The 20,289-nt window shown below is 73.0% G+C and carries 18 protein-coding genes; 14 read left to right on the forward strand and 4 right to left on the reverse strand.

Annotated elements, in window-relative coordinates; translation table 11 throughout:
• Window positions 1-41: 41 nt before the first annotated feature.
• From QJS33_RS06485 to QJS33_RS06515, 7 genes are all read left to right on the forward strand, one after another.
• Window positions 42-2,057 carry a YafY family protein gene (locus QJS33_RS06485; protein ID WP_306366941.1) on the forward strand — a complete coding sequence of 672 codons (2,016 nt, stop codon included), beginning with the start codon at window positions 42-44 and terminating at the stop codon, window positions 2,055-2,057.
• Window positions 2,058-2,189: 132 nt separating this feature from the next.
• On the forward strand, window positions 2,190-2,369 hold the full coding sequence (locus QJS33_RS06490) for a hypothetical protein (RefSeq protein WP_306366942.1): 180 nt from the start codon (window positions 2,190-2,192) through the stop codon (window positions 2,367-2,369).
• 66 nt (window positions 2,370-2,435) lie between these two features.
• Window positions 2,436-2,780, forward strand: a complete 345-nt coding sequence (gene tatA, locus QJS33_RS06495) for a Sec-independent protein translocase subunit TatA (RefSeq protein ID WP_306366943.1) — start codon at window positions 2,436-2,438, stop codon at window positions 2,778-2,780.
• 161 nt (window positions 2,781-2,941) lie between these two features.
• Window positions 2,942-3,772, forward strand: coding sequence for a twin-arginine translocase subunit TatC (gene tatC / locus QJS33_RS06500; RefSeq protein WP_306367014.1), 831 nt, complete (start codon window positions 2,942-2,944; stop codon window positions 3,770-3,772).
• A gap of 108 nt (window positions 3,773-3,880) precedes the next feature.
• On the forward strand, window positions 3,881-4,309 hold the full coding sequence (locus tag QJS33_RS06505; RefSeq protein WP_306366944.1) for a DUF397 domain-containing protein: 429 nt from the start codon (window positions 3,881-3,883) through the stop codon (window positions 4,307-4,309).
• An 88-nt stretch (window positions 4,310-4,397) separates the two neighbouring features.
• Window positions 4,398-5,297: a diacylglycerol kinase family protein gene (locus QJS33_RS06510; protein WP_306366945.1), complete on the forward strand. Its 900-nt coding sequence runs from the start codon at window positions 4,398-4,400 to the stop codon at window positions 5,295-5,297.
• Window positions 5,298-5,309: 12 nt separating this feature from the next.
• On the forward strand, window positions 5,310-8,186 hold the full coding sequence (locus QJS33_RS06515) for an RNA helicase (RefSeq protein ID WP_306366946.1): 2,877 nt from the start codon (window positions 5,310-5,312) through the stop codon (window positions 8,184-8,186).
• A 162-nt stretch (window positions 8,187-8,348) separates the two neighbouring features.
• Here the strand turns inward: QJS33_RS06515 and QJS33_RS06520 are convergent, their stop codons facing one another.
• Together QJS33_RS06520 and QJS33_RS06525 are read right to left on the reverse strand one after the other, a co-directional pair.
• Window positions 8,349-9,416 (reverse strand): LacI family DNA-binding transcriptional regulator, encoded by a 1,068-nt coding sequence (locus tag QJS33_RS06520; protein WP_306366947.1) that lies wholly within the window; start codon window positions 9,414-9,416, stop codon window positions 8,349-8,351.
• An 80-nt stretch (window positions 9,417-9,496) separates the two neighbouring features.
• Window positions 9,497-11,578: a glycoside hydrolase family 32 protein gene (locus QJS33_RS06525; protein ID WP_306366948.1), complete on the reverse strand. Its 2,082-nt coding sequence runs from the start codon at window positions 11,576-11,578 to the stop codon at window positions 9,497-9,499.
• Between the two features lie 257 nt (window positions 11,579-11,835).
• Here QJS33_RS06525 and QJS33_RS06530 point away from each other — a divergent pair, with 257 nt between their 5' ends.
• The 7 genes from QJS33_RS06530 to QJS33_RS06560 all read left to right on the forward strand — a co-directional run bounded on the left by QJS33_RS06530 (window position 11,836) and on the right by QJS33_RS06560 (window position 18,367).
• The gene (locus QJS33_RS06530; protein WP_306366949.1) at window positions 11,836-12,891 is read left to right on the forward strand and encodes a substrate-binding domain-containing protein; all 1,056 of its coding nucleotides are present in this window, start codon (window positions 11,836-11,838) and stop codon (window positions 12,889-12,891) included.
• A 42-nt stretch (window positions 12,892-12,933) separates the two neighbouring features.
• Window positions 12,934-13,968, forward strand: a complete 1,035-nt coding sequence (locus tag QJS33_RS06535; protein ID WP_306366950.1) for an ABC transporter permease — start codon at window positions 12,934-12,936, stop codon at window positions 13,966-13,968.
• Window positions 13,965-14,819 carry an ATP-binding cassette domain-containing protein gene (locus QJS33_RS06540; RefSeq protein ID WP_306366951.1) on the forward strand — a complete coding sequence of 285 codons (855 nt, stop codon included), beginning with the start codon at window positions 13,965-13,967 and terminating at the stop codon, window positions 14,817-14,819. The genes QJS33_RS06535 and QJS33_RS06540 overlap by 4 nt, the downstream gene beginning before the upstream one ends.
• A 159-nt stretch (window positions 14,820-14,978) precedes the next feature.
• Window positions 14,979-15,386, forward strand: a complete 408-nt coding sequence (gene panD, locus QJS33_RS06545; RefSeq protein ID WP_306366952.1) for an aspartate 1-decarboxylase — start codon at window positions 14,979-14,981, stop codon at window positions 15,384-15,386.
• 135 nt (window positions 15,387-15,521) lie between these two features.
• Window positions 15,522-15,767, forward strand: coding sequence for a hypothetical protein (locus QJS33_RS06550; protein ID WP_306366953.1), 246 nt, complete (start codon window positions 15,522-15,524; stop codon window positions 15,765-15,767).
• 93 nt (window positions 15,768-15,860) lie between these two features.
• On the forward strand, window positions 15,861-17,129 hold the full coding sequence (locus tag QJS33_RS06555; protein WP_372339602.1) for an MFS transporter: 1,269 nt from the start codon (window positions 15,861-15,863) through the stop codon (window positions 17,127-17,129).
• A 128-nt stretch (window positions 17,130-17,257) separates the two neighbouring features.
• Window positions 17,258-18,367: a DUF4352 domain-containing protein gene (locus QJS33_RS06560; protein ID WP_306366954.1), complete on the forward strand. Its 1,110-nt coding sequence runs from the start codon at window positions 17,258-17,260 to the stop codon at window positions 18,365-18,367.
• Window positions 18,368-18,672: 305 nt separating this feature from the next.
• Here QJS33_RS06560 and QJS33_RS06565 read toward each other — a convergent pair whose 3' ends face one another.
• Entirely contained in the window at window positions 18,673-19,533 is an 861-nt protein-coding gene (locus QJS33_RS06565) for a (2Fe-2S)-binding protein (protein ID WP_306366955.1), read from the reverse strand.
• 143 nt (window positions 19,534-19,676) lie between these two features.
• A complete protein-coding gene (locus QJS33_RS06570) occupies window positions 19,677-20,087 on the reverse strand; it encodes a hypothetical protein (RefSeq protein ID WP_306366956.1) in 411 nt (136 codons plus the stop codon).
• Window positions 20,088-20,289 lie beyond the last annotated feature (202 nt).

Genomic DNA, 20,289 nt, shown 5'->3' on the forward strand with positions numbered 1-20,289 from the left:
CCGACGGCATTCCACACGCGGGCGAGAAGAGGGTGCAGGCGATGTCGCGCAGGAAGACGGAACGGCAGTTGAACCTGGTCATCTGCCTGTTGTCCACGCGCCGCCACCTGACGGCCCAGGAGATCCGCCGTACGGTGTACGGCTACGCCGAGGCCGACAGCGAGCAGGCGTTCAAGCGCATGTTCGAGCGGGACAAGCGGGAGCTGCGCGACAGCGGCATCCCCATCCAGGTGGGCACCGGCGACGCGATCAGCGGTGAGGAGGGGTACCGCATCTCCCGGGCCGACTACGAGCTGCCCGAGATCGAACTGCTGCCCGACGAGGCCGTGGTGCTGGGCCTGGCCGCCCGCGCCTGGCGGCACGCCTCCCTGGGCGAGGCCGCGGCCAACGCCCTGTTCAAGCTGCGTTCGGCCGGGGTGCCGGTGGACACCGAGGCCGCCCCGGGGCTGACCCCCGCCATGCGCACCGACGAGTCCGCGTTCGGGCCGGTCTGGCAGGCGGTGCGCGACCGGCGGCCGATCGCCTTCGACTACCGCAAGCCCGGCCAGTCCGAGCCCGAGCGGCGCGAGGTCGAGCCGTGGGGCATCGTCAACCTGCGCGGACACTGGTACGTGGTGGGCCACGACCGGCTGCGCGACGCCCGCCGCGTGTTCCGCCTGGGCCGCATCCGCGGCGAGGTGGAGGTCCTGCGCGGCGGCCCCGACGTGGTCGTGCCCGAGGGCGTCGACCTGCGGTCGGTGGCGGCCGGGCACCGCGCCGAGCCGGAGGCGACCGCCACCGTGCGGGTGCGCACCGACACCGCCCACGCCCTGCGCCGCGGGGCGCTGCGCGTGGTCCCGGGCGAACGCGAGGGCCCCGACGGCGGCTGGGACGCCCTCACCGTCCCCTACACCGACGTCCCCGACCTGGTCGAGCACGTCGCGTCCTACGGCGCCAACGCCGTCATCGTCGAACCCGCCGAGGCCCGTGCTGCCGTGGTCGAGCACCTGTCGGCGACGGCCGACGCCGACGTGCCCGCCCACGACCCGGTCCCGGCCGAGGCGGCGGCCCCGGGCGGCGGTCCGGCGCGCGGGCCGCGTTCGGCCGACCAGCTGCGCCGCCTGCTGATGCTCGTGCCCTACGCCCTGGGCCGCGACGTGCGGGTGCCGGAGGTGGCGGAGCACTTCGGCCTGACCGAGAAGCAGGTGGTCGCCGACCTGAGCCTGCTGTGGATGTGCGGCCTGCCCGGGTACACCCCCGGCGACCTCATCGACGTGGACCTGGACGCGGCCAGGGAGACCGGCGAGATCATCATCGGCAACGCCGACACGCTGGCCCAGCCGCTGCGGCTGACCGCCGACGAGGCCGCCAGCCTGGTCGTGGGCCTGTCCCTGCTGGAGGCGCTGCCCGAGGCCGAGGGACTGGAGTCGGGCGCCCTCAAACGGGTCTCGGAGAAGCTGCGCACCGCCGCGGGCACCGCCCTGGGCTCCCTGGCCGACTCGGTGCAGGTCCGCCTGGAGGACTCCGGCGACGAACAGGTCGAGCAGACGCGGCGGCGCTGCGCCGAGGCCCTGGAGTCGGGTCAGCGCCTGCACCTGCGCTACCTGTCCGGGTACCTGGACCAGGTCACCGAGCGCGACGTGGACCCCATGGGCCTGGTCGTCCAGGACGGCCACACCTTCCTGGAGGGGTACTGCCGGCTGCGCGAGGACGTGCGCCTGTTCCGGCTGGACCGTGTGCTGGACCTCACCGTGCTGCCCTACCCGGCCGAGGTCCCCGAGGGGGTGGGCCGCCGTGACCTGTCCGGAGGGCTGCTCCAGCTCTCCGACCGCGACGCGCTGGTCACCCTGGACCTGGAGTCCTCGGCCCGGTGGGTCACCGAGGACTACGTGTGCGAGTCGACGGCGGAGCTGCCCGGGGGCGGGGTCCGCGCCGTGCTGCGCACCCCCGCGCCCGCCTGGGTGGTGCGGCTGGCCCTGCGGCTGGGCCCGCGGGGGCGGATCACGGCACCGCCGGCGCTGGCGGAGCAGGCGCGGGCCGAGGCGCACAGGACGCTGGAGCTCTACCGCTCCGCGTGAGCCCGCGGGGAACGCGGACCGGTGACGCGGACCCGTACGGAACGGGCCGAGACCGATTCGTCGCCCGAGCGAGCCTCGGTTGTTCACTCGGGGGCCGAGTGTAGGTCGGAGCGAAAGGGATAAGGTACAAGCGTGATCGTCCTGACTGTCCTGTTCGGTGCGTTCGTGGTGGGAGGTGTCCTCATCGGCGCCCTCGTACTGCGCGTGCGCCGGGCGGCGGACGCGCTGGCCCGACAGGTGGCGCGGGCGTCGGGCGAGCACCGGACCGAGGGGGCGCACGCGCTCCCCCTCCGCCGTGGCGGGGACGGGTGACGCCTCCGTGTCCGGTGCGCGTACCATCGAAGGCGCCTGATCGCGCCGCGAAAGGAAGTGAGAAGGATGGGTATCGGGGCACGTGAGATCCTGATCCTCCTGGTCATCGCACTGCTGCTGTTCGGGGCCAAGAAGCTCCCGGACCTGGCCCGCAACCTGGGCCGCAGCGCCCGTATCCTCAAGGCCGAGGGCAAGGGCCTGGTGGACAACGAGGACGAGCAGAACGAGACGCAGGCCCAGCAGACGCAGCCGCAGGCCCCGGCGCAGCCGCAGCAGCCGCAGCAGCAGCCGCAGGCCGCCCCCCAGGCGCAGCCGCAGCAGCCGCAGGCCCAGTCCTACCCGCAGCTGCCGCCCGGCCAGCGCATCGTCAACGAGGCCGGCGAGCCCCAGCCTTACAACAACCAGCAGTGACGGCGGGCTCGCGCGGCCCCGGTGGGCCGCGGTGACGGGTGCGGCGCCGAGGGCGCGTCGTGCCCGGGCAGGCGGTCCCACGACGGGTGCGCGGCCCCGAGGGAGAGAAGAGTGACCACAGGATGAGGGCTCGACGCCGGGCGGCCGACCCGGAAGCCCGGATGCCGCTCATGGAGCACCTGCGCGAGCTGCGCAACCGCGTGGTGAAGGCGGGGATCGCGCTCGCCCTGGGGTGCGTGGTCGGTTATTTCGCCTACGACTACGTGTGGGAGTTCCTCAAGGAGCCCTACTGCTCGCTGCCGGAGTCGAAGGTCGCGGCGCAGGACGGCTGCTCCCTCATCGTCACCGGCCCCTTCGACGCGTTCTTCGTCGCGTTCAAGGTGTGGCTGTTCGTCGGCGCGATCGCCTCGGCGCCCTTCTGGCTGTACCAGCTGTGGGCGTTCGTCGCCCCGGCGCTGCACACCCGGGAGAAGCGCTACGCCTACGTCTTCGCCCCGCTGGCCGCGGTGCTGTTCCTCGCGGGTGCCACGCTGGCGTACTTCATCACGTCCTACGCGCTGGAGGTGCTGTTCAGCTTCCTGCCCGACGACGCCGAGCCCTTCCTCACCATCGGCGAGTACCTGAGCTACATGCTCATCATGATGACCATGTTCGGCCTGGGCTTCGTACTGCCGCTGCTGGTGGCCCTGCTGAACATCATCGGCATCCTGCCGCACGCCGCCATCGCCAAGTGGCGCCGGGTCATCATCTTCTCCGCGGTCGTCCTGGCCGCCGTCGTCACCCCGGCCGAGCCGATCTCCATGCTGGCCCTGGCGGTCCCGCTGGTGCTGCTGTTCGAGATCGCCGAGCTGTTCGCGTTCCTCAACGACCGCCGCAGGAAGCGGCACGACCCCTACGGCGACCTGTCCGACGACGAGGCCTCCGAACTGGACGAGACCCCCTCCTCCCTGGACGATCCGGACCTGGAGGAGGAAGCGGGCAAGCGCTCCTGAGCGCCTCCCGTACACGCTAGGGTCGGCGTCGGGGGTCGTCGGGCCCCCGGCGCCGACCGCTTTCTCCGCCCCCGGGCGGCGTCCCCGGCAGTATGAAGAGGACATCCGATGAGCGAGCAGACACAGACCGGGCGGGAGCTCCCGCCCGAGGCCATGGGCAACGAGAAGTGGCACGACACCACCGACGCGGTGTGGATGCGCTCCTCCCTGTCCGACCCCGAATCGGCGGCGATCGTGGAGGTCGCCACCTTCGACGACGGCTTCCGCGCGGTCCGCGACGGCAAGTCCCCCGAGAAGGGCACCCTGTTCTTCACCCCCGCGGAGTGGGAGGCGTTCGTCCTGGGGGCCCGGGACGGCGAGTTCGACATCCCCGAGGAGTACCTCACCGAGGAGGAGGCCAGGATCCAGCGCGGCGAGGTGGACGTCGAGGTCGGATGGGTCCCCTCCCCGCTGAACAGCCCCAAGGCGATGGAGGAGTACCATCGCCGTCAGCGTGAGGAAGCCGCCGCGGCCGCACGGGAGACCGACGCCTCCTGAGCCGTCCGCGCACACCCGGGCGCGAGGGTGTGCGGCGTCCCCGCGCCGTCCGTACACCCTCCCCGCCCCCGGGTAGCGAAGGACCCCCATGCCGTCCCCTCACATCGCCCTGCTGGTCAACCCCAAGTCGGGCCGACGCCGCGCCGCCGTCACCGCCGTCCGCCTCAAGGAGGCGCTGCGGGAGGCCGGGGCGCACGTCCACGTCTACAGCGGCGGGTCGGCCGCCGACAGCCGACGCCTGGCCCGCCTGGCCGCCGCCGACGCCCCGCACGCCCTGGTCGCCGTGGGCGGTGACGGGCTGGTCCACCAGGCCCTACAGGGGCTGGTCGGCACCGGGGTCCCCCTGGCCGTGGTGCCCGCCGGGACCGGCAACGACATCGCCCGCGCCTTCGGCCGCCCGCGCGGGTCGATGCGCGACGTGGCCGCCGCCGTCCTGCGCGGGCGCACCCGCTCGGTCGACTGCGTGCGGGTGGAGCTGGCCGACGGGACCCGCCGCCACTTCCTCAGCGTGCTGGCCTGCGGGTTCGACGCCCGCGTCAACGAACGTGTCAACGGGTTCCGGTTCAGGGCCGGCCGGGCCGGATACCTCGCGGGCGTCATCGCCGAACTCGGGTCCTTCAAGGCCGTCCGCTACGAGATCGACGTGGACGGCCGGGTCATCGACGAGCCCGGCATGCTCGTCGCCGTGGGCAACACCACCTCCTACGGCGGCGGCATGAAGGTGTGCGCCGCCGCCGAACCCGACGACGGCCTCATCGACGTGGTCTTCGGCCGCGAGACGCCGACGGCCCGCTTCCTGCGGCTGTTCCCGCTGGTCTTCACCGGCGGCCACCTCGCCCGGCCCGAGATCATCGCCGAACGCGGGCGCACCGTCACCATCCGGGCCGAGGGCGTGCCCGTCTACGCCGACGGGGAACGCCTGGGGGTGCCGCCGCTGGTGTGCGAGGTGGTGCCGAAGTCGGTCGAGATGTTGGAGCTGACCTCATAGGCTGTGAGCCATATGAGTAGTCACGCTGAGCGGTACGCCGCCTTCCGTCGGCGCCAGGGCGCCTCCAGCCCCGCCATCGAGGCGTTCCAGGGGCTGTACGGGTTCGAGTTCGACCCCTTCCAGATCCGGGCCTGCAAAGCCCTGGAGAACGGCCACGGGGTCCTGGTGGCCGCCCCCACCGGCTCGGGCAAGACGGTGGTCGGCGAGTTCGCCGTCCACCAGGCCCTGGCCGAGGGCACCAAGTGCTTCTACACCACGCCCATCAAGGCGCTGTCCAACCAGAAGTTCAACGACCTGGTCGCGCGCTACGGCGCCGACCGGGTCGGGCTGCTGACCGGTGACAACAGCGTCAACGGCGACGCCCCGGTGGTCGTGATGACCACCGAGGTGCTGCGCAACATGCTCTACGAGGGCTCGGCCACCCTCGGCGGCCTGGCGTACGTGGTGATGGACGAGGTCCACTACCTCGCCGACCGGTTCCGCGGCGCGGTCTGGGAGGAGGTGATCATCCACCTGCCCGAGTCGGTGCGCATGGTCGCCCTGTCCGCCACCGTGTCCAACGCCGAGGAGTTCGGCGAGTGGCTCCAGCAGGTGCGCGGCGACACCACCGTCATCGTGGACGAGAAGCGGCCCGTCCCGCTGTGGCAGCACGTCATGGTGGGCGAGCGCATCCACGACCTGTTCGTGGACCTGGACGCGGCGCAGGAGACCGGCGGCGGGGACCGCGAGGACTCCGAGGACGGCGACGGGGAGCGCGGTCGCGACCGCGGCCGGGACCGCAGGGGCGGCCGGAAGCGCAAACGCGACCGCGGCTGGCAGCCCCGCGAGATCCACGTGGGCGGGCAGACGCTGCGGATCAACCCGCGGCTGTCGCGCATCGCCGAGGAGGACTCCCGGCTGACCCAGCTGGCCCACCGCAAGCGGCACCCGCAGTCGCGCTCACGCGGCAAGATGCGCCCGCGCAGCCGGTTCGCGCCGCCCTCGCGCCCGGCGATCATCGAGGAACTCGACGACCTGGGGCTGCTGCCGGCCATCACGTTCATCTTCAGCCGGGCCGGGTGCGACGACGCCGTCCGCCAGTGCCTGTCCTCGGGGCTGGTCCTGACCACCCCCGAGGAGGCCGAGGCCATCCGCGAGTACGCCCAGGCCCGCTGCGCCGACATCCCCGGCGCCGACCTGGCCGTCCTGGGGTTCGACCAGTGGCTGCGCGCCCTGGAGTGCGGGATCGCCGCCCACCACGCCGGGATGCTGCCGACGTTCAAGGAGATCGTCGAGCACCTGTTCTCGCGCGGGCTCATCCGCGCCGTGTTCGCCACCGAGACCCTGGCGCTGGGCATCAACATGCCCGCCCGCACCGTGGTCATCGAGAAGATCGACAAGTGGAACGGCGAGGCCCACGTCCAGCTCACCCCCGGCGAGTACACGCAGCTCACCGGGCGGGCCGGGCGGCGCGGCATCGACGTGGAGGGGCACGCGGTCGTCGTCTGGCAGGCGGGCAGCGACCCCGAGACCATCGCCGGGCTGGCGGGCACCCGCACCTACCCGCTCAACTCCAGCTTCCAGCCCTCCTACAACATGGCCGTCAACCTCGTCGGCCAGGTGGGGCGGCGGCGCAGCCGCACGATGCTGGAGGAGTCCTTCGCCCAGTTCCAGGCCGACCGCGCGGTGGTGGGCCTGGTCAAGCAGCTGCGCAAGCACGAGGAGGCGCTGGCGGGGTACGCCGCGTCCGCCGAGTGCCACCTGGGCGACTTCATGGAGTACGCCCGGCTGCGTCGGGAGCTGAGCGACCGCGAGGCGATGCTGTCCAAGAACCGGTCGGCGCGGCGGCGGGAGGAGGCGCTGGAGAGCCTGGAGAAGCTCCGCCCCGGCGACATCATCCGCATCCCCGCGGGCCGCCACACCGGGCACGCCGTCGTGCTGGACCCGGGGCTGCGCCACGACCTGCCCGCGCCGCTGGTGCTCACCGTGGACAAGCAGGTCAAGCGGATCAACGCGGTGGACTTCCCGGTCCCGGTGCACGCGTCGGGGCGGATGCGCATCCCCAAGTCGTTCTCGGCCAAGTCGCCGCGCTCGCGCCAGGACCTGGCCTCCACGCTGCGCAACAAGCTCAGGGAGCAGGGCACCGAGCCCGTCTACGAGCGGGGGTCGCGCAACGCGGGGGAGGACTCCGAGGTGCTGCGGCTGCGCGCCGAGCTGCGCGAGCACCCCTGCCACGGCTGCGCCGAACGCGAGGACCACGCCCGCTGGGCGGAGCGCTATCACCGCCTGGAGCGCGAGACCGAGTCCCTGCGCCGCCGGGTGGAGGGCCGCTCCCACGTCATCGCCCGCACCTTCGACCGCGTGTGCGGGGTGTTGGAGGACCTGGGGTACCTGGACGGCGACGACGTCTCCGACGACGGGGCGCGCCTGGCCAAGGTGTACTCGGAGCTGGACCTGCTGGTCGCCGAGTGCCTGCGCCGGGGGCTGTGGAAGGACCTCACCCCGGTGGAGCTGGCGGCCTGCGCGGCGTCCCTGGTGTACGAGGCCCGCCGCAACGAGGAGGCCTACCCGCGCCTGCCCGGCGGCCGGGTGGACGACACCCTGGCCGAGATGGTGCGGCTGTGGGGTGAGCTGAACGAGGTGGAGGCCCGCCACCGGGTGAGCTTCCTGCGCCGCCCCGACCTGGGGTTCGTGTGGACGGCCCACCAGTGGGCGCGCGGCGACCGGCTGGACGCGATCCTGCGCCGGTCCGACATGACCGCGGGCGACTTCGTGCGCACCGCCAAGATGCTGGTGGACATGCTCGGCCAGATCGCCGGGGCCACCGGTGACCAGAACGTGCGCTCCACCGCCCGCAAGGCCTCCGACCTGGTCCGCCGCGGGGTGGTCGCCTACTCCTCGCTCACGTAGGGGCGCTCTCTCGGCCCCGCTCCGCGATGGTGTCCCGCCGAGTGGTGTGACTTCGTTCGACTCCAGGGCCACAGAGGTGACGGCGCGCTGGTCGGCGATGCGTTCTTGTCCGAACAACCGTTGTTCTCACACCGCTCCACGGGACATGACCCGCTCCGCCGCTCAGCGGCGGGGCGGGGGGATCTCGCCGGAGCCGCGGGCGACCAGGGAGGTGGGCACCCGCTCCTCGCGGGGCGGGGAGGCGTCGCCCGCGATGCGCTCGAACAGGCGGCTCACCGCGAGCGCCCCGATGCTCATCACGTCCTGGGCGACCACCGTCACCCGGGGCATCAGCAGGTCGGCCATCGGGAAGTCGTCGAACCCCACCACCGCGACCTCCCGGTGCAGGCCACGGGCCTGGAGGGCCTGGATGGCGCCGATCGTCACCAGGTTCTGCGCGGTGAACAGGGCCGTGGGCGGGTCGTCGGAGTCCAGCATCGCGCCCACCGCCCTGGCCGCGCTCTGCGGGTCGGGCAGGTCCCAGACCACACGGCCGGGCCGTTCGGGCAGGCCCCGCTCGGCCAGTGCCGCCCGGTACCCGGCCAGCCGCTCGACCGCGGTGCTGATCCGGTGCTCGTCGCCCAGGAACGCGATCTCGGTGTGCCCGTGGTCGGCCAGGTGCAGCACCGCCTCCCGCGCCCCCTCGGCGTTGGTGGCCAGCACCGCGTCGGCGGCCAGGCCGCGCGGGGGCCGGTCGGCGAACACCACCGGTGTCCCGTTGCGGATCTCCCGGTGCAGGTACCCGTGGTCCAGGCCGGCCGGGACCAGCACGATGCCGTCCACCCGGTGCAGGGTGGCCGCGCGCACCAGCTCCATCTCCCGCTGCGGGTCCTCGTCCAGGCTGCCCGCCAGCACCAGCGTCCCGTGTTCGCGGGCCGCGTCCTCCACGGCCCGGCTCAGCGTGGCCGAGAACGGGTTGGCGACGTCCTCCAGCAGTAGGGCGATCTGGCGGGTGGCCCCGTCGGTGCGGCGCAGGCTGCTGGCCGCCAGGTTGGGCTGGAAGTCCAGCTGGACGATGGCGCGGGTGACGCGGTCGCGCAGCTCCTCGGAGACCGAGGGCACGCCGTTGATGACGCGCGAGACGGTCTTGATGCTCACCCCGGACAGGGCGGCGACGTCGCGCATGGTGGCCCTGCGCACCGGTTCGGAGGCGGCCCCGGGGCCCTCGCTGTGATTCACCGACACCCGCATCTTCTTCTCCGTCGACGACAGGACCGCCCCGGGCGTGGTCCGACGCCCGGGACGGTCTCATTGTTCACCATGGTCCCGGGTCAGTGACCGGAGCCGTCCGGTACCAGCGGGCGGACGGTCACGTCCTCCGCGATCCCGTGGCCGCCCAGGGCGTACAGGGACAGCCCCGTGTGGGCGGGGTCGGGGAAGACGAGCTCGGTGAAGGCGACCAGGCCGTCGGCGGCGTACACCTCGACCGAGGAGGTGTCCACGACCACGCGCAGGCGCACCGCGCCGTCGGTCAGGGGCAGGCGGGCGGCGCTGCGGCTGGGGAAGGCGTGGTGGAACCCGGTGTTCCCGCTGTTCGTGCGGTCCACGAACAACTCCTCCGTGCGGGTGTCGTAGCCGACGACCGCCGCCTGCCCGCCGCCCTCGTGCACCCGCAGACCGAACTCCTGTGCCCGGTCCGGGCGCAGGGTGGCCTCCACCTGGTAGGCCCGGCCCTGGCCGACGGAGGGCAGCGCGTACCCCTGGTGGGGTGTGACCGGGATGCGGGGCCGGTCCAGGACGGGGTCGCCGTACACCTCGGTGAGCCGGTCGACCGGGTTCTGGAACAGGCGCGGCCGGCCGTCGACCGTGCGCAGCTCCAGCCGCCGGGGCAGCGTCATCGCCCCGCGCCAGGGCGCGGTGGGGGTGGCCTCGGCGTACTGCCAGTTGTTCATCCACGCCATGGTGATCCGCTCCCCGCCGGGGGCGTCGTTGAAGGACACCGCCGCGTAGTGGTCGCGGCCGTGGTCGAGCCAGTCGTAGGCGGCCAGGCCCGGCTGCGGGTGGTCGGACTGCACGATGTGGTCGACCAGCACGTGGCCCCACTGCCCGGTGGCGTCGTCGTCGATCCGGATGCGCGCGGTGCGCCCGGCGAACTCGGAGACGTCCCAGGCCACCCAGTCCAGGTGCTCGGTGTTCCGCCCGGTGGCGGTGCGCACCACCTCGCCGTCCACGAGCAGGTCGACCGAGGCGTGGCCGCCGTCCCCGGTGTCGGGGTGGTGCCCGCCGCCGACCTTGAGGTTGATGTGGTCGCGCCCGACGGTGAACTCCGGCGAGGTGGCGTGGCCGCGCGGCCCGTCGCCGCCCAGGTAGGTGTTGACCAGGCCGTCGCCGACCCGTCCCAGCACCTGCTGCTGGTGGGGCAGGGTGCCGCCGGCCGGGGCGTCCCCGAAGGGCCCCGGGCCGCCGGTGCCGTCGAGGTCGTCGACCACATCCCAGTCGCCGTAGCCGTTCTCGAAGTCGGCGATGAGGTCGCCCGGGGGCGGGCCGGGGTCCACGAGGTGGTCGGGGGTGAACGTGATGCCGTCGAAGTCGCCGACGAAGTACTGGGCGCCCGAGCCGCCGGTGATCGCGCCCGGGCTGAGGTTGACGATCAGTACCCAGCGGGTGTCGTCGGGGTCGCCGTCGACGGGCAGTTCGAACAGGTCGGGGACCTCCCAGATGCCGTCGGCGGCGTGGGCGGGCCCGAAGTCGCTGAGGAACTCCCAGTCGCGCAGGTTCTCGGAGCGGTAGAAGTGCACGGTGTACTCGGTGGCCACGACCGCGGCCATCACCCAGTACCCGCCCTCCTCGTACCGGAACACCTTGGGGTCGCGGAAGTCGGAGCGGCCGATGTCCAGGACCGGGTTGCCCGCGTGGCGCTCCCAGGTGTACCCGCCGTCGAGGCTGTAGGCCAGGGACTGGGCCTGGACGCCGGGCCGTTCGGAGGCGGGGGTGTAGGCGCTGGTGTAGGCGGCGACCAGCGGCGGGTTCTCCGGGGTGCCCAGGCCGCTGGTGTTGTGCTCGTCGTACACGATGCTCCCGGAGAACACGTGCTCCTGCTCGGTGAACCGGATCGCGACCGGCTGTTCCGTCCAGTGGACGAGGTCGGGGCTGGTGGCGTGCCCCCAGGACATGTTGCCCCAGCGGTCGCCCTCGGGGTTGTACTGGAAGTACAGGTGGTACAGGCCGTCGTGGTGGATGAGCCCGTTGGGGTCGTTCATCCAGTTCCGGTCGGGGGAGAAGTGGATCACGGGCCGGTGCGGGTGGTCCGCGGTCGCGGCCGCGGTCGGCTGCACGGCTCCGGTGAGGGTCAGGGCCGCGGTGACGGCCAGTGCGTTGGGCACCGCCAGGGTGGCGCGCGGGCGTCGGTGCACGGGGCTCTCCGTTCTCGCCCGTCGCGGGGGGTGGTGGGCGGCGACGAGCGGTGACGTGGCTCACCTTGCCCGTCTGAGTCAACGTTGTCAACGGTGGATCGGAAGCCTTTTCGGGCCTCTGAACTCAAGCGATAAAGGGTATTGACACGGTGGCGCAGTCTCGCGGAAACTTTCGGGACATCGTTGTCTCGGGTGGCCTCGATCACGTTCACCCGAGCCGTCCCGCCCCCACGGAACGCCTCAGAGGAGAGACCCCCATGGAGCACCGCACCCCCTGGCCCCGCCGCGCCCTGGCCGCGACCGCCGGACTCGGCCTGACCCTGTCCCTCGTGGCCTGCGCGGAGGAGGGCGGCGCCGGGGACGGCGAGATCCTGGTCGGCCTCATCACCAAGACCGACACCAACCCCTTCTTCGTCAAGATGGCCGAGGGCGCCCGGGCCGCGGCCGAGGAGAACGGCGTCACCCTCCAGACCTACGCGGGCGAGTACGACGGCGACAACGCGGGCCAGGTCGCGGCCGTCGAGAACCTCATGTCCGCCGGGGCCGACGGCATCCTCATCACCCCCAACGACTCCGCCGCGATCGTCCCGGTCCTGGACCAGGCCCGCGCCGCCGGGATCATGGTCATCGCCCTGGACACCCCCGTGGACCCCGCCGACGCGGTCGACGCCACCTTCGCCACCGACAACTTCCTCGCCGGGGAGCTCATCGGCCGGTGGGCCGCGGCGCACTTCGAGGAGCGCGGCGAGGAGCCGCGCGTGGCCATGCTCGACCTCAACCCCAACCAGATCGCCGTTGACGTCGGCCGCGACCAGGGCTTCCTCCAGGGCCTGGGCGTGGACCTCGCCGACCCGGCGGTGATCGGCGACGAGGAGGACCCGCGCATCGTCGGCCACGAGGTCACCGAGGGCGCCGAGGAGGGCGGCCGCACCGCCATGGAGAACCTCCTCCAGCGCGACCCCGACCTCAACCTCGTCTACACCATCAACGAACCCGCCGCCGCGGGCGCCCACGAGGCGCTCAAGGCGGCCGGGGTCGAGGAGGACGTCGTCATCGTGTCGGTCGACGGCGGCTGCCCGGGCGTGCAGAACGTCGCCGACGGCGTCATCGGCGCCACCTCCATGCAGTTCCCCCTCGACATGGCCGCCCAGGGTGTGGAGGCGGTCGCCGCGCACGCCGCCGACGGCACGACCCCCGAACCGAGCGAGGGTCTGGACTTCGTCGACACCGGCGTGCAGCTCGTCACCGACGCGCCGATGGAGGGCGTGGAGTCGCAGGACAGCGCCTGGGGCCTGGAGAACTGCTGGGGCTGACGACCCGCGCCGCGACCACCCCGACCACGAAGGAAGACCACCGTGACCACCTCCCCGCCCGCCCCCGCACCGGCGCCGCCGGTCATCGACGACGTGCGCCCGGCCGGCCCCCTCGACCGCGTGCAGCGGCTGCTGCACTCCCAGGCGACCCTGGGGCCGGCCGCCGTCCTGATCGTGGCCGTCACCGTGTTCGCCGTGATCAGCCCGGGTTTCCTGGGACCGACCAACATCTCGCTGATCCTCCAGCAGACCGCCGTCATCGGCACCCTGGCCCTGGGGCAGACCCTCATCATCCTCACCGCGGGCATCGACCTGTCGGTGGGGTCGATCATGGTCCTGTGCTCGATGGTCATGGGCCGGCTCTCCGCCGACCTGGGGCTGCCCGGGCCGCTCGCCCTGCTCGCCGGACTGGTGTGCGGTACCGCGTGCGGGCTGTTCAACGGCCTGCTGGTGACCCGGGTCAAGCTGCCCCCGTTCATCGTCACCCTGGGTTCGCTCAACATCTTCTTCGCCCTCAACCTGTGGATCTCGCGCAGCGAGACCGTCCGCGGCGTCGACATGTCCCCGGTCCTGCTGTGGACCGGCCGGGTCCTGGAGATCGGCGGCGCCCGCGTCACCTACGGCTCCCTGCTCATGCTGGCGCTGCTGGGCGTGCTGGTCTACGCGCTGCACGCCACCCGGTGGGGGCGCCACGTGTACGCCGTCGGCGACGACCGGGAGGCGGCCCGGCTGTCGGGGATCCGCACCGACCGGGTCCTGCTGGGCGTGTACGCGGCGGCCGGGCTCGTCTACGCGGTCGGCGCGTGGATCCTCATCGGCCGCATCGCCTCGGCCAGCCCGCAGGCCGGGATGATGGACAACCTCGACAGCATCACCGCCGTCGTCCTGGGCGGCACCAGCCTGTTCGGCGGGCGCGGCATGATCGTCGGGACGGTCATGGGCGCGCTCATCGTCGGCGTGTGCCGCAACGGCCTGTCACTGGCCGGGGTCGACGTGCTGTGGCAGAACTTCGCGGTGGGCGTCCTGGTGATCCTCGCCGTTTCCCTCGACCAGTGGATCAGGAAGGCCCGGCGATGAACCAGACCACCTCAGCGGAGGACACCGTGTCCGAGCAGGCCCCCGCCGCCCCGCGGGAGCCGGTCCTCCAGGCCTGCGGCCTGGTCAAGCGCTACGGCCGGGTGACCGCCCTGGCCGGGGCCGACCTGGAGCTGTACCCCGGGGAGATCCTCGCGGTCATCGGGGACAACGGCGCGGGCAAGTCCAGCCTCATCAAGGCGCTGTCCGGCGCGCTGGTCCCCGACGAGGGGGAGATCCTCGTCGACGGCGTCCCGACGCGCCTGCCCACCCCGATCGCCGCCCGCGAGGCGGGCATCGAGACCGTTCACCAGAGCCTGGCCGTCTCGCCGTCCCTGGACATCGCCGCCAACCTGTTCCTGGGGCGGGAGCCGCGCAGGCCCGGGATCCTCGGCTCGGTGTTCCGGATGCTCGACCGCCCCCGGATGCGCGCGGAGGCCGCCCGGCACCTGGACGACCTGGGCATCATGACCATCCAGAACCCGAACCAGGCGGTGGAGACCCTCTCCGGCGGACAGCGCCAGGCGGTCGCCGTGGCCCGGGCGGCCGCGTTCGGCAACAAGGTGGTCATCATGGACGAACCCACCGCCGCGCTGGGCGTGCGCGAGTCCCGGGCGGTGCTCGACCTGGTCCTGCGGGTCCGCGACAACGGGCTGCCCGTCATCCTGATCAGCCACAACATGCCGCACGTCTTCGAGGTCGCCGACCGGGTGCACGTGCAGCGGCTGGGGCGGCGCGCCGCCGTCCTGGACCCGGCGGGCTGCTCCATGTCCGACGCGGTCGCGGTGATGACCGGCGCGCTGGACCCGGCCGAACTGCCCCGGGAGGCGCACGCCCCCGGGTCGGTGGGATGACGGGGGCCGCGAGGCGGCGGAACACGCGTCCTGAAAGGGGTGTTGCGTGCGATGGGCACCCCGTGGTCGAAAGCGGTCACGGCGGAGTCCATCATGGAGGGGCACGGGACCCCGCGAGGGGCCTGTAGTCCGCAAGACACCTGAAACGAGGACCGAGCAGTGCTGCGCACCCTCATCAACGGCAAGATCCACCGCGCCACCGTCACCCAGGCCGACCTGCACTACGTCGGCTCGGTGACCATCGACGCCGACCTGCTGGACGCCGCCGACATCGTCGACGGCGAACAGGTCCACATCGTCGACATCGACAACGGTGCCCGGCTCGTCACCTACGCGATCACCGGCGAGCGCGGCAGCGGCGTCATCGGGATCAACGGTGCGGCCGCCCGCCTGGTCAGCCCCGGAGACCTGGTCATCATCATCTCCTACGCGCAGATGACCGAGGCCGAGCGCGCCGAGCACGTGCCCCACATCGTGCACGTGGACCGGGACAACAGGGTGGTCGCCCTGGGCGCCGACCCGGCCGAGCCGGTCCCCGGCGACCCGGAGCTCGTCCCCGGCCGCTGAGCGGACCGCCGTCGGCGCCCGCGCGCGGGATCGCGCGCGGGCGTCCGCACGTTCCGCAGGGGGGCGAAAACCCTTGCGGCGTGGCCGATTCCGGTCTGATCGGCGGAGTCGGGTCCGGGTACATCCCGGGGCGGAATGGACGACACGCGGGACGCCGAGCAGCGTCGGATCGCTGAGCACATCCAGTGGCAGAAGCAGGGTGCCTGGGTCGTGTTCTGGGGTGTCCACACCCGCCGCTACTGGGCGTTCGCCTGCTGGCCGGTGATCCCGGTCCAGGGGGTGGTGATCAGTGCGGTCGACCCCGGCGACCTCTACTCCGGGATGCGCGAGGTCGAGCGCGAGCACGACTACCTGGGCTGGCGCCACCGCCGTCGCCGCTGAGGCGTCCGGAATCGTGGGTGATACGACATGGCGGACAAAGAGTGTGCGGTAATACGATTCTTCCGTTGATCGGATGAATCGGAAGTAGGTCGCGTGTCCACGCACATCGTTCCCGGCACCCTGCCGGAGGAGGCACGCCTGCGCTTGCAGCGCCGGACCGTCGCGGCGCTGATGCTCACCCAGGTGGTGGGCGGCATCGGCATGGGGGCGATGCTCGCGGTGGGCGCCCTCATCGCCCTGGAGCTCACCGGCTCCGACACCTGGTCGGGCATGGCCACCACCATGATCACCCTGGGCGCCGCCGTGTTCGCGCTGCCGCTGGCCTCGCTGGCGGCCCGCCGCGGCCGCCGCCCCGGGCTGACGCTGGGCTGGGCGCTGGGCGCGGTCGGCGGCCTCGTCGTCATCGCCGCCACGGTGTCCGGGCTGTTCCCGCTGTTCCTGCTGGGCATGGTCCTCATCGGGGCCGGGACCGCCACCAACCTCCAGGCCCGGCACGCCGCCGCCGACCTGGCCTCGGACCGCAGCCGCGGCCGCGACCTGTCCATCGTGGTGTGGGCGACCACCGTCGGCTCGGTGCTGGGCCCCAACCTCATCGCCCCCGGCGGCCGGGTCGCCGCCCTGCTCGGCCTGCCCGAGCTGCTGGGCCCGGTGGTGTTCACCACCACCGGGTTCGTACTGGGCGCCCTGCTCACCTTCGCGCTGCTGCGCCCCGACCCGCTGCTCACCGCCGCCCGCGCCGCCGCCTCGGCCGACCCGGCCGCCGAGGCCCCGGCCGAGCTGCCGGTGAGCGCGGTCCTGAGGGCCGTCGCGGCCTCCCCGGGCGCGCTGCTGGCCGTGGTCGGCATCGTCTCCGGGCACACGGTGATGGTCGCGGTCATGACCATGACACCCGTCCACATGTCCCACCACGGCGCCGCCCTGACCGTGATCGGCCTGACCATCTCCCTGCACATCGCGGGCATGTACGCGTTCTCCCCGGTGGTGGGCTGGCTCAGCGACCGGCTGGGCCGGGTCCCGGTCCTGTTGGCCGGGCAGGCGGTGCTGCTGGTGGCGACGGCGGTCGCGGGCACCGCCGGACACGACGAGACCCGGGTGACCGTCGGCCTGGTCCTGCTGGGCCTGGGCTGGTCGTTCAGCCTGGTGTCGGGCACGGCGCTGCTGGCCGGATCGCTGGAGGTGGGCGTGCGCACCCGCGCCCAGGGCGTCAGCGACCTGCTGATGAACCTGGGCGGGGCCGCCGCGGGCGGCCTGTCCGGTGTGGTCCTGGCCCAGGCGGGCTTCGGCGGCCTCAACCTGTTCGCCGCGCTGTTCACCGTTCCGGTGTTCGTGCTGGCGCTGCGGGCGGTGCGCACCGGGCGCTGAAAAACATCCGGACCTTTACCGGAAACGCCCCGACGGCCTTCTCGGGTCCCGGACCGGCACGGTTACCGTGCAGATCTGGGGCGCCCACCGCCCTCGGTGGGCCGACGCCGCTGGAGGGGTGTTCTCACGTGACCGATCGGGAACCCGAGGAAGGGCCGCAGGAGCGACCGCGGCAGACGCCGGACGACCCGGTGAACCACCACCCGCCGGAGGAGTGGCGGCCGGGGGACCCCGAGGACCCGATGCAGGGCGGACCGCAGCCGCCCGGTGAGCCCCCGCACGTCTTCCCCGGCGAGCCGCGCCGGGAGCGCCCGGGGTCACCGGAGGAGGGCGGCCACCTGCCGCCCCCGCCCGGACCGAACTGGGCGCCGCCGCCCCTGGGCGATCCGAACGCGGACACCGGCCCCGGGACGCCGCCGCCCGGCGGGTACCCGCCGGGCGGCCATCCCACGGGCGGGCCGCCCGAGCCGGTGGGCGGGGAGCTGTCGGAGGGGCCCAGCGGGCCGTCCCAGGCCGGGTACGAGCACGCCGGATACGCCCCCGGCTACGGCGAGGCGGATATGCCCGGGGCGGGCGCGGGCAGCTACCCGGCGCCCCCGCACCGGGGGGAGGCCCCGCCCGGGCCCGGGTACGGGGAGCACGCACCACCGTCCGGCGCGTACGGGGCCGGGTACGGCGCCGCGTACCCGTCCGGCGGGTACGGCGCGCCGCCGGGGTACGGTCCGCCGCAGGAGAAGCAGACCTCCTGGGGCAGGATCCTCGGCATCGGCTGCGGCGTGCTGCTGCTCCTGCTGCTGGTCGGCGGCGGCTGTACCGCCATCGGCCTGGTCCTGGCGCAGAGCGGTACACCCATGATGGGCGCGCCCGGGACGGACGACCCCGGGCCCCTGCAACTGGAGGAGGGGCCCGGCGGGGCGGAGCTGACGGCCGGGCGCACCGACTTCGAGCCCGGGCCGCTGTACTCGTCGGGGGACTTCACCAGCGTCGACGTGTCCGTGCGCAACAACGGCCGGGAGCAACTGGACGTCAACCCGCTGTACTTCAGCGTCGTCGACGCCTCCGGAACGCTGCACAGCACCTCCGAGGGGATCGGGATGGACGTGCGCGAACTGGATGCGAGGACCCTCGTCCCGGGGCAGAGCACGTCCGGGGTGATCACCGTCCAGGGACTGGTGGAGGCCGACCACGTCGTGTTCGAGCCGTTCTACGGCGAACCGGTCCGGACCCCGGTCCTGTAGCGCTTGTTCGGCGGTCGTGTCCGGTCGGTCCGGCGCTTGCGCCGGCGACACCGGTGGCCGGGTGCGGAGCGATCCGTCGGACGCGCCCCGGGGTCTGCGGGGAGCACAGGGGCCCGGCACCGCTGGAACCCGGGCAGCACCCAAGACGGGATCATCTCCCGTGCAGTGGTGTGAGGACAACGGTCGTCCGAACGAGAACGAATCGCCGACCAGCGCGTCGTCACCTCTGGGGCGCTGGAGTCGAACGAGGTCGCACCACTCGGTGGGACAACGTCCCAAGACGCGGTGCCGGGCCCCTCTCGTGGTCAGGGGGCCAGCGCGGGGTCGCGCAGCCACTCCGCCAGGGTGTCCCGGCGCTCGGTGTCGCACTTGAGCGGGCAGGTGGTGCAGTACCCGTGCTCGGGGTCGCCCTTGTAGTCGAAGCAGCAGGTGCCGCGCACCGCCCAGGTGCCCTGCGGGTGCCCGGGCGCGAAGGGGAACAGGCGCGGGCGCCTGCGGGTGACCGCGCCGGCCGCCACCACGGCGTCGGCCAGGCGTCCGGCCAGGTCCCAGGCGGCCTCGGCGTCCCGGGCCAGGTAGCGGGCCGGGTTGAGCATGTAGAAGTACAGGGTGTCGAGCACCCAGCCCCACAGGGTGCGCTTGCCCGCCCGCGAGTGTTCGTGCAGGGCGTCGATGAGGGGCTCGAACGTCGCGAACAGGGCCTCGGCGGCCAGCCGGACCTGTTCGTCGGCGTCGCGGGCCACCACGGCGCCGGGCAGGCGGGCGGCCGGGTCGCCGGGCAGGACCGCGAAGCGCGTGTCCGCCGAGGCCGGGGTGCCGAACCGGGCGGCGGCGGTGTCCCAGGGCAGGTACAGGCCGTCGGGGTCGAGCAGGGGTGCGCGGCCGGTCAGGTACAGCGACGCCGACACCATGAAGATCGGCTCGCGCAGGGTGACCCGCAGGAAGTTGGTGGCGGCGGGCAGCCGGTGCCCGGGCCCGTGCTCGGTGCGCAGCTTGTCGAACAGGATCGGCACCCAGCCCTCGGCCGCCAGGGCGCGGGCGGAGTACCACTGCACGGTGCCGGCCGGGCGGTCGTGCAGTTCCTCGGAGGCGGTCAGCTCGGGGAGCGGGGAGAAGCGCAGGGGCGCACAGGCGTCACGGAGGGCCTCGATCGGATCAGGGGTCACCGGAGTCACCGTGTGGAACCTGCCCTTCGTCGCAGCGGAGCCGTCGTGTCCGGGGGTCGCGGTCGCAGGCCACCGGGGGGACGGGTAGAACGTCTGCGCCTCGTTAAGTGAGGCTACCCTAACGATCGGTGTCCCCGCAATGATCACCGGGGTGATCGGAATCCTTCCCGGATCAGGGAAGAGGCAGGTCGCGGCCGTTCCAAGGTTCCGTCCGGGTTCGTCGTGCGGAGTCGGGAACGGGGTCCGCCGGGGCCGCGGGCGCACCCTCCGGGTCGGGTGGCGGCCGGGCGGCGGCGCCGACGCGGCTTACGGTACTCGATCCACCACTCCGCGAACAGCAGCGGCACGGTCCAGGACGGGAAACCCGACGGCGCGGCGACGGCCGGGGCGATCGCCCGCTCGTCGTCCGGGACGGCCCCTGCCTGTACCCGCATGATCACGAGGGGGAGCAGCGGCAGGACGACCAGCCGGTTGAACGCGATGCCGCAGATGAGCGCGAAGCCGCGCGGCATCCGCTCGCGGTGGTCGGCGAACCTCCTGCGGCGGGCCGCCACGCATGTCGGGGTGCGGCAGGGCGGCGAGCACCCGGACGGCGGGGGCCCGGGTGCCCCCGTGCCTCTTGCGCGGTCCCTCGGTGCGGACGGCGGGGGACCGGCGATCATGGCGCGTGCGCCATAAACTGTTTATATTGCATACTTATTAGTATAAGCAATACACAGTTCTAGGATGGTGTCAACGACGACCCCGACGACTGGT

This window comes from Nocardiopsis sp. CC223A (assembly GCF_030766825.1).
Taxonomy (GTDB): Bacteria; Actinomycetota; Actinomycetes; order Streptosporangiales; family Streptosporangiaceae; genus Nocardiopsis.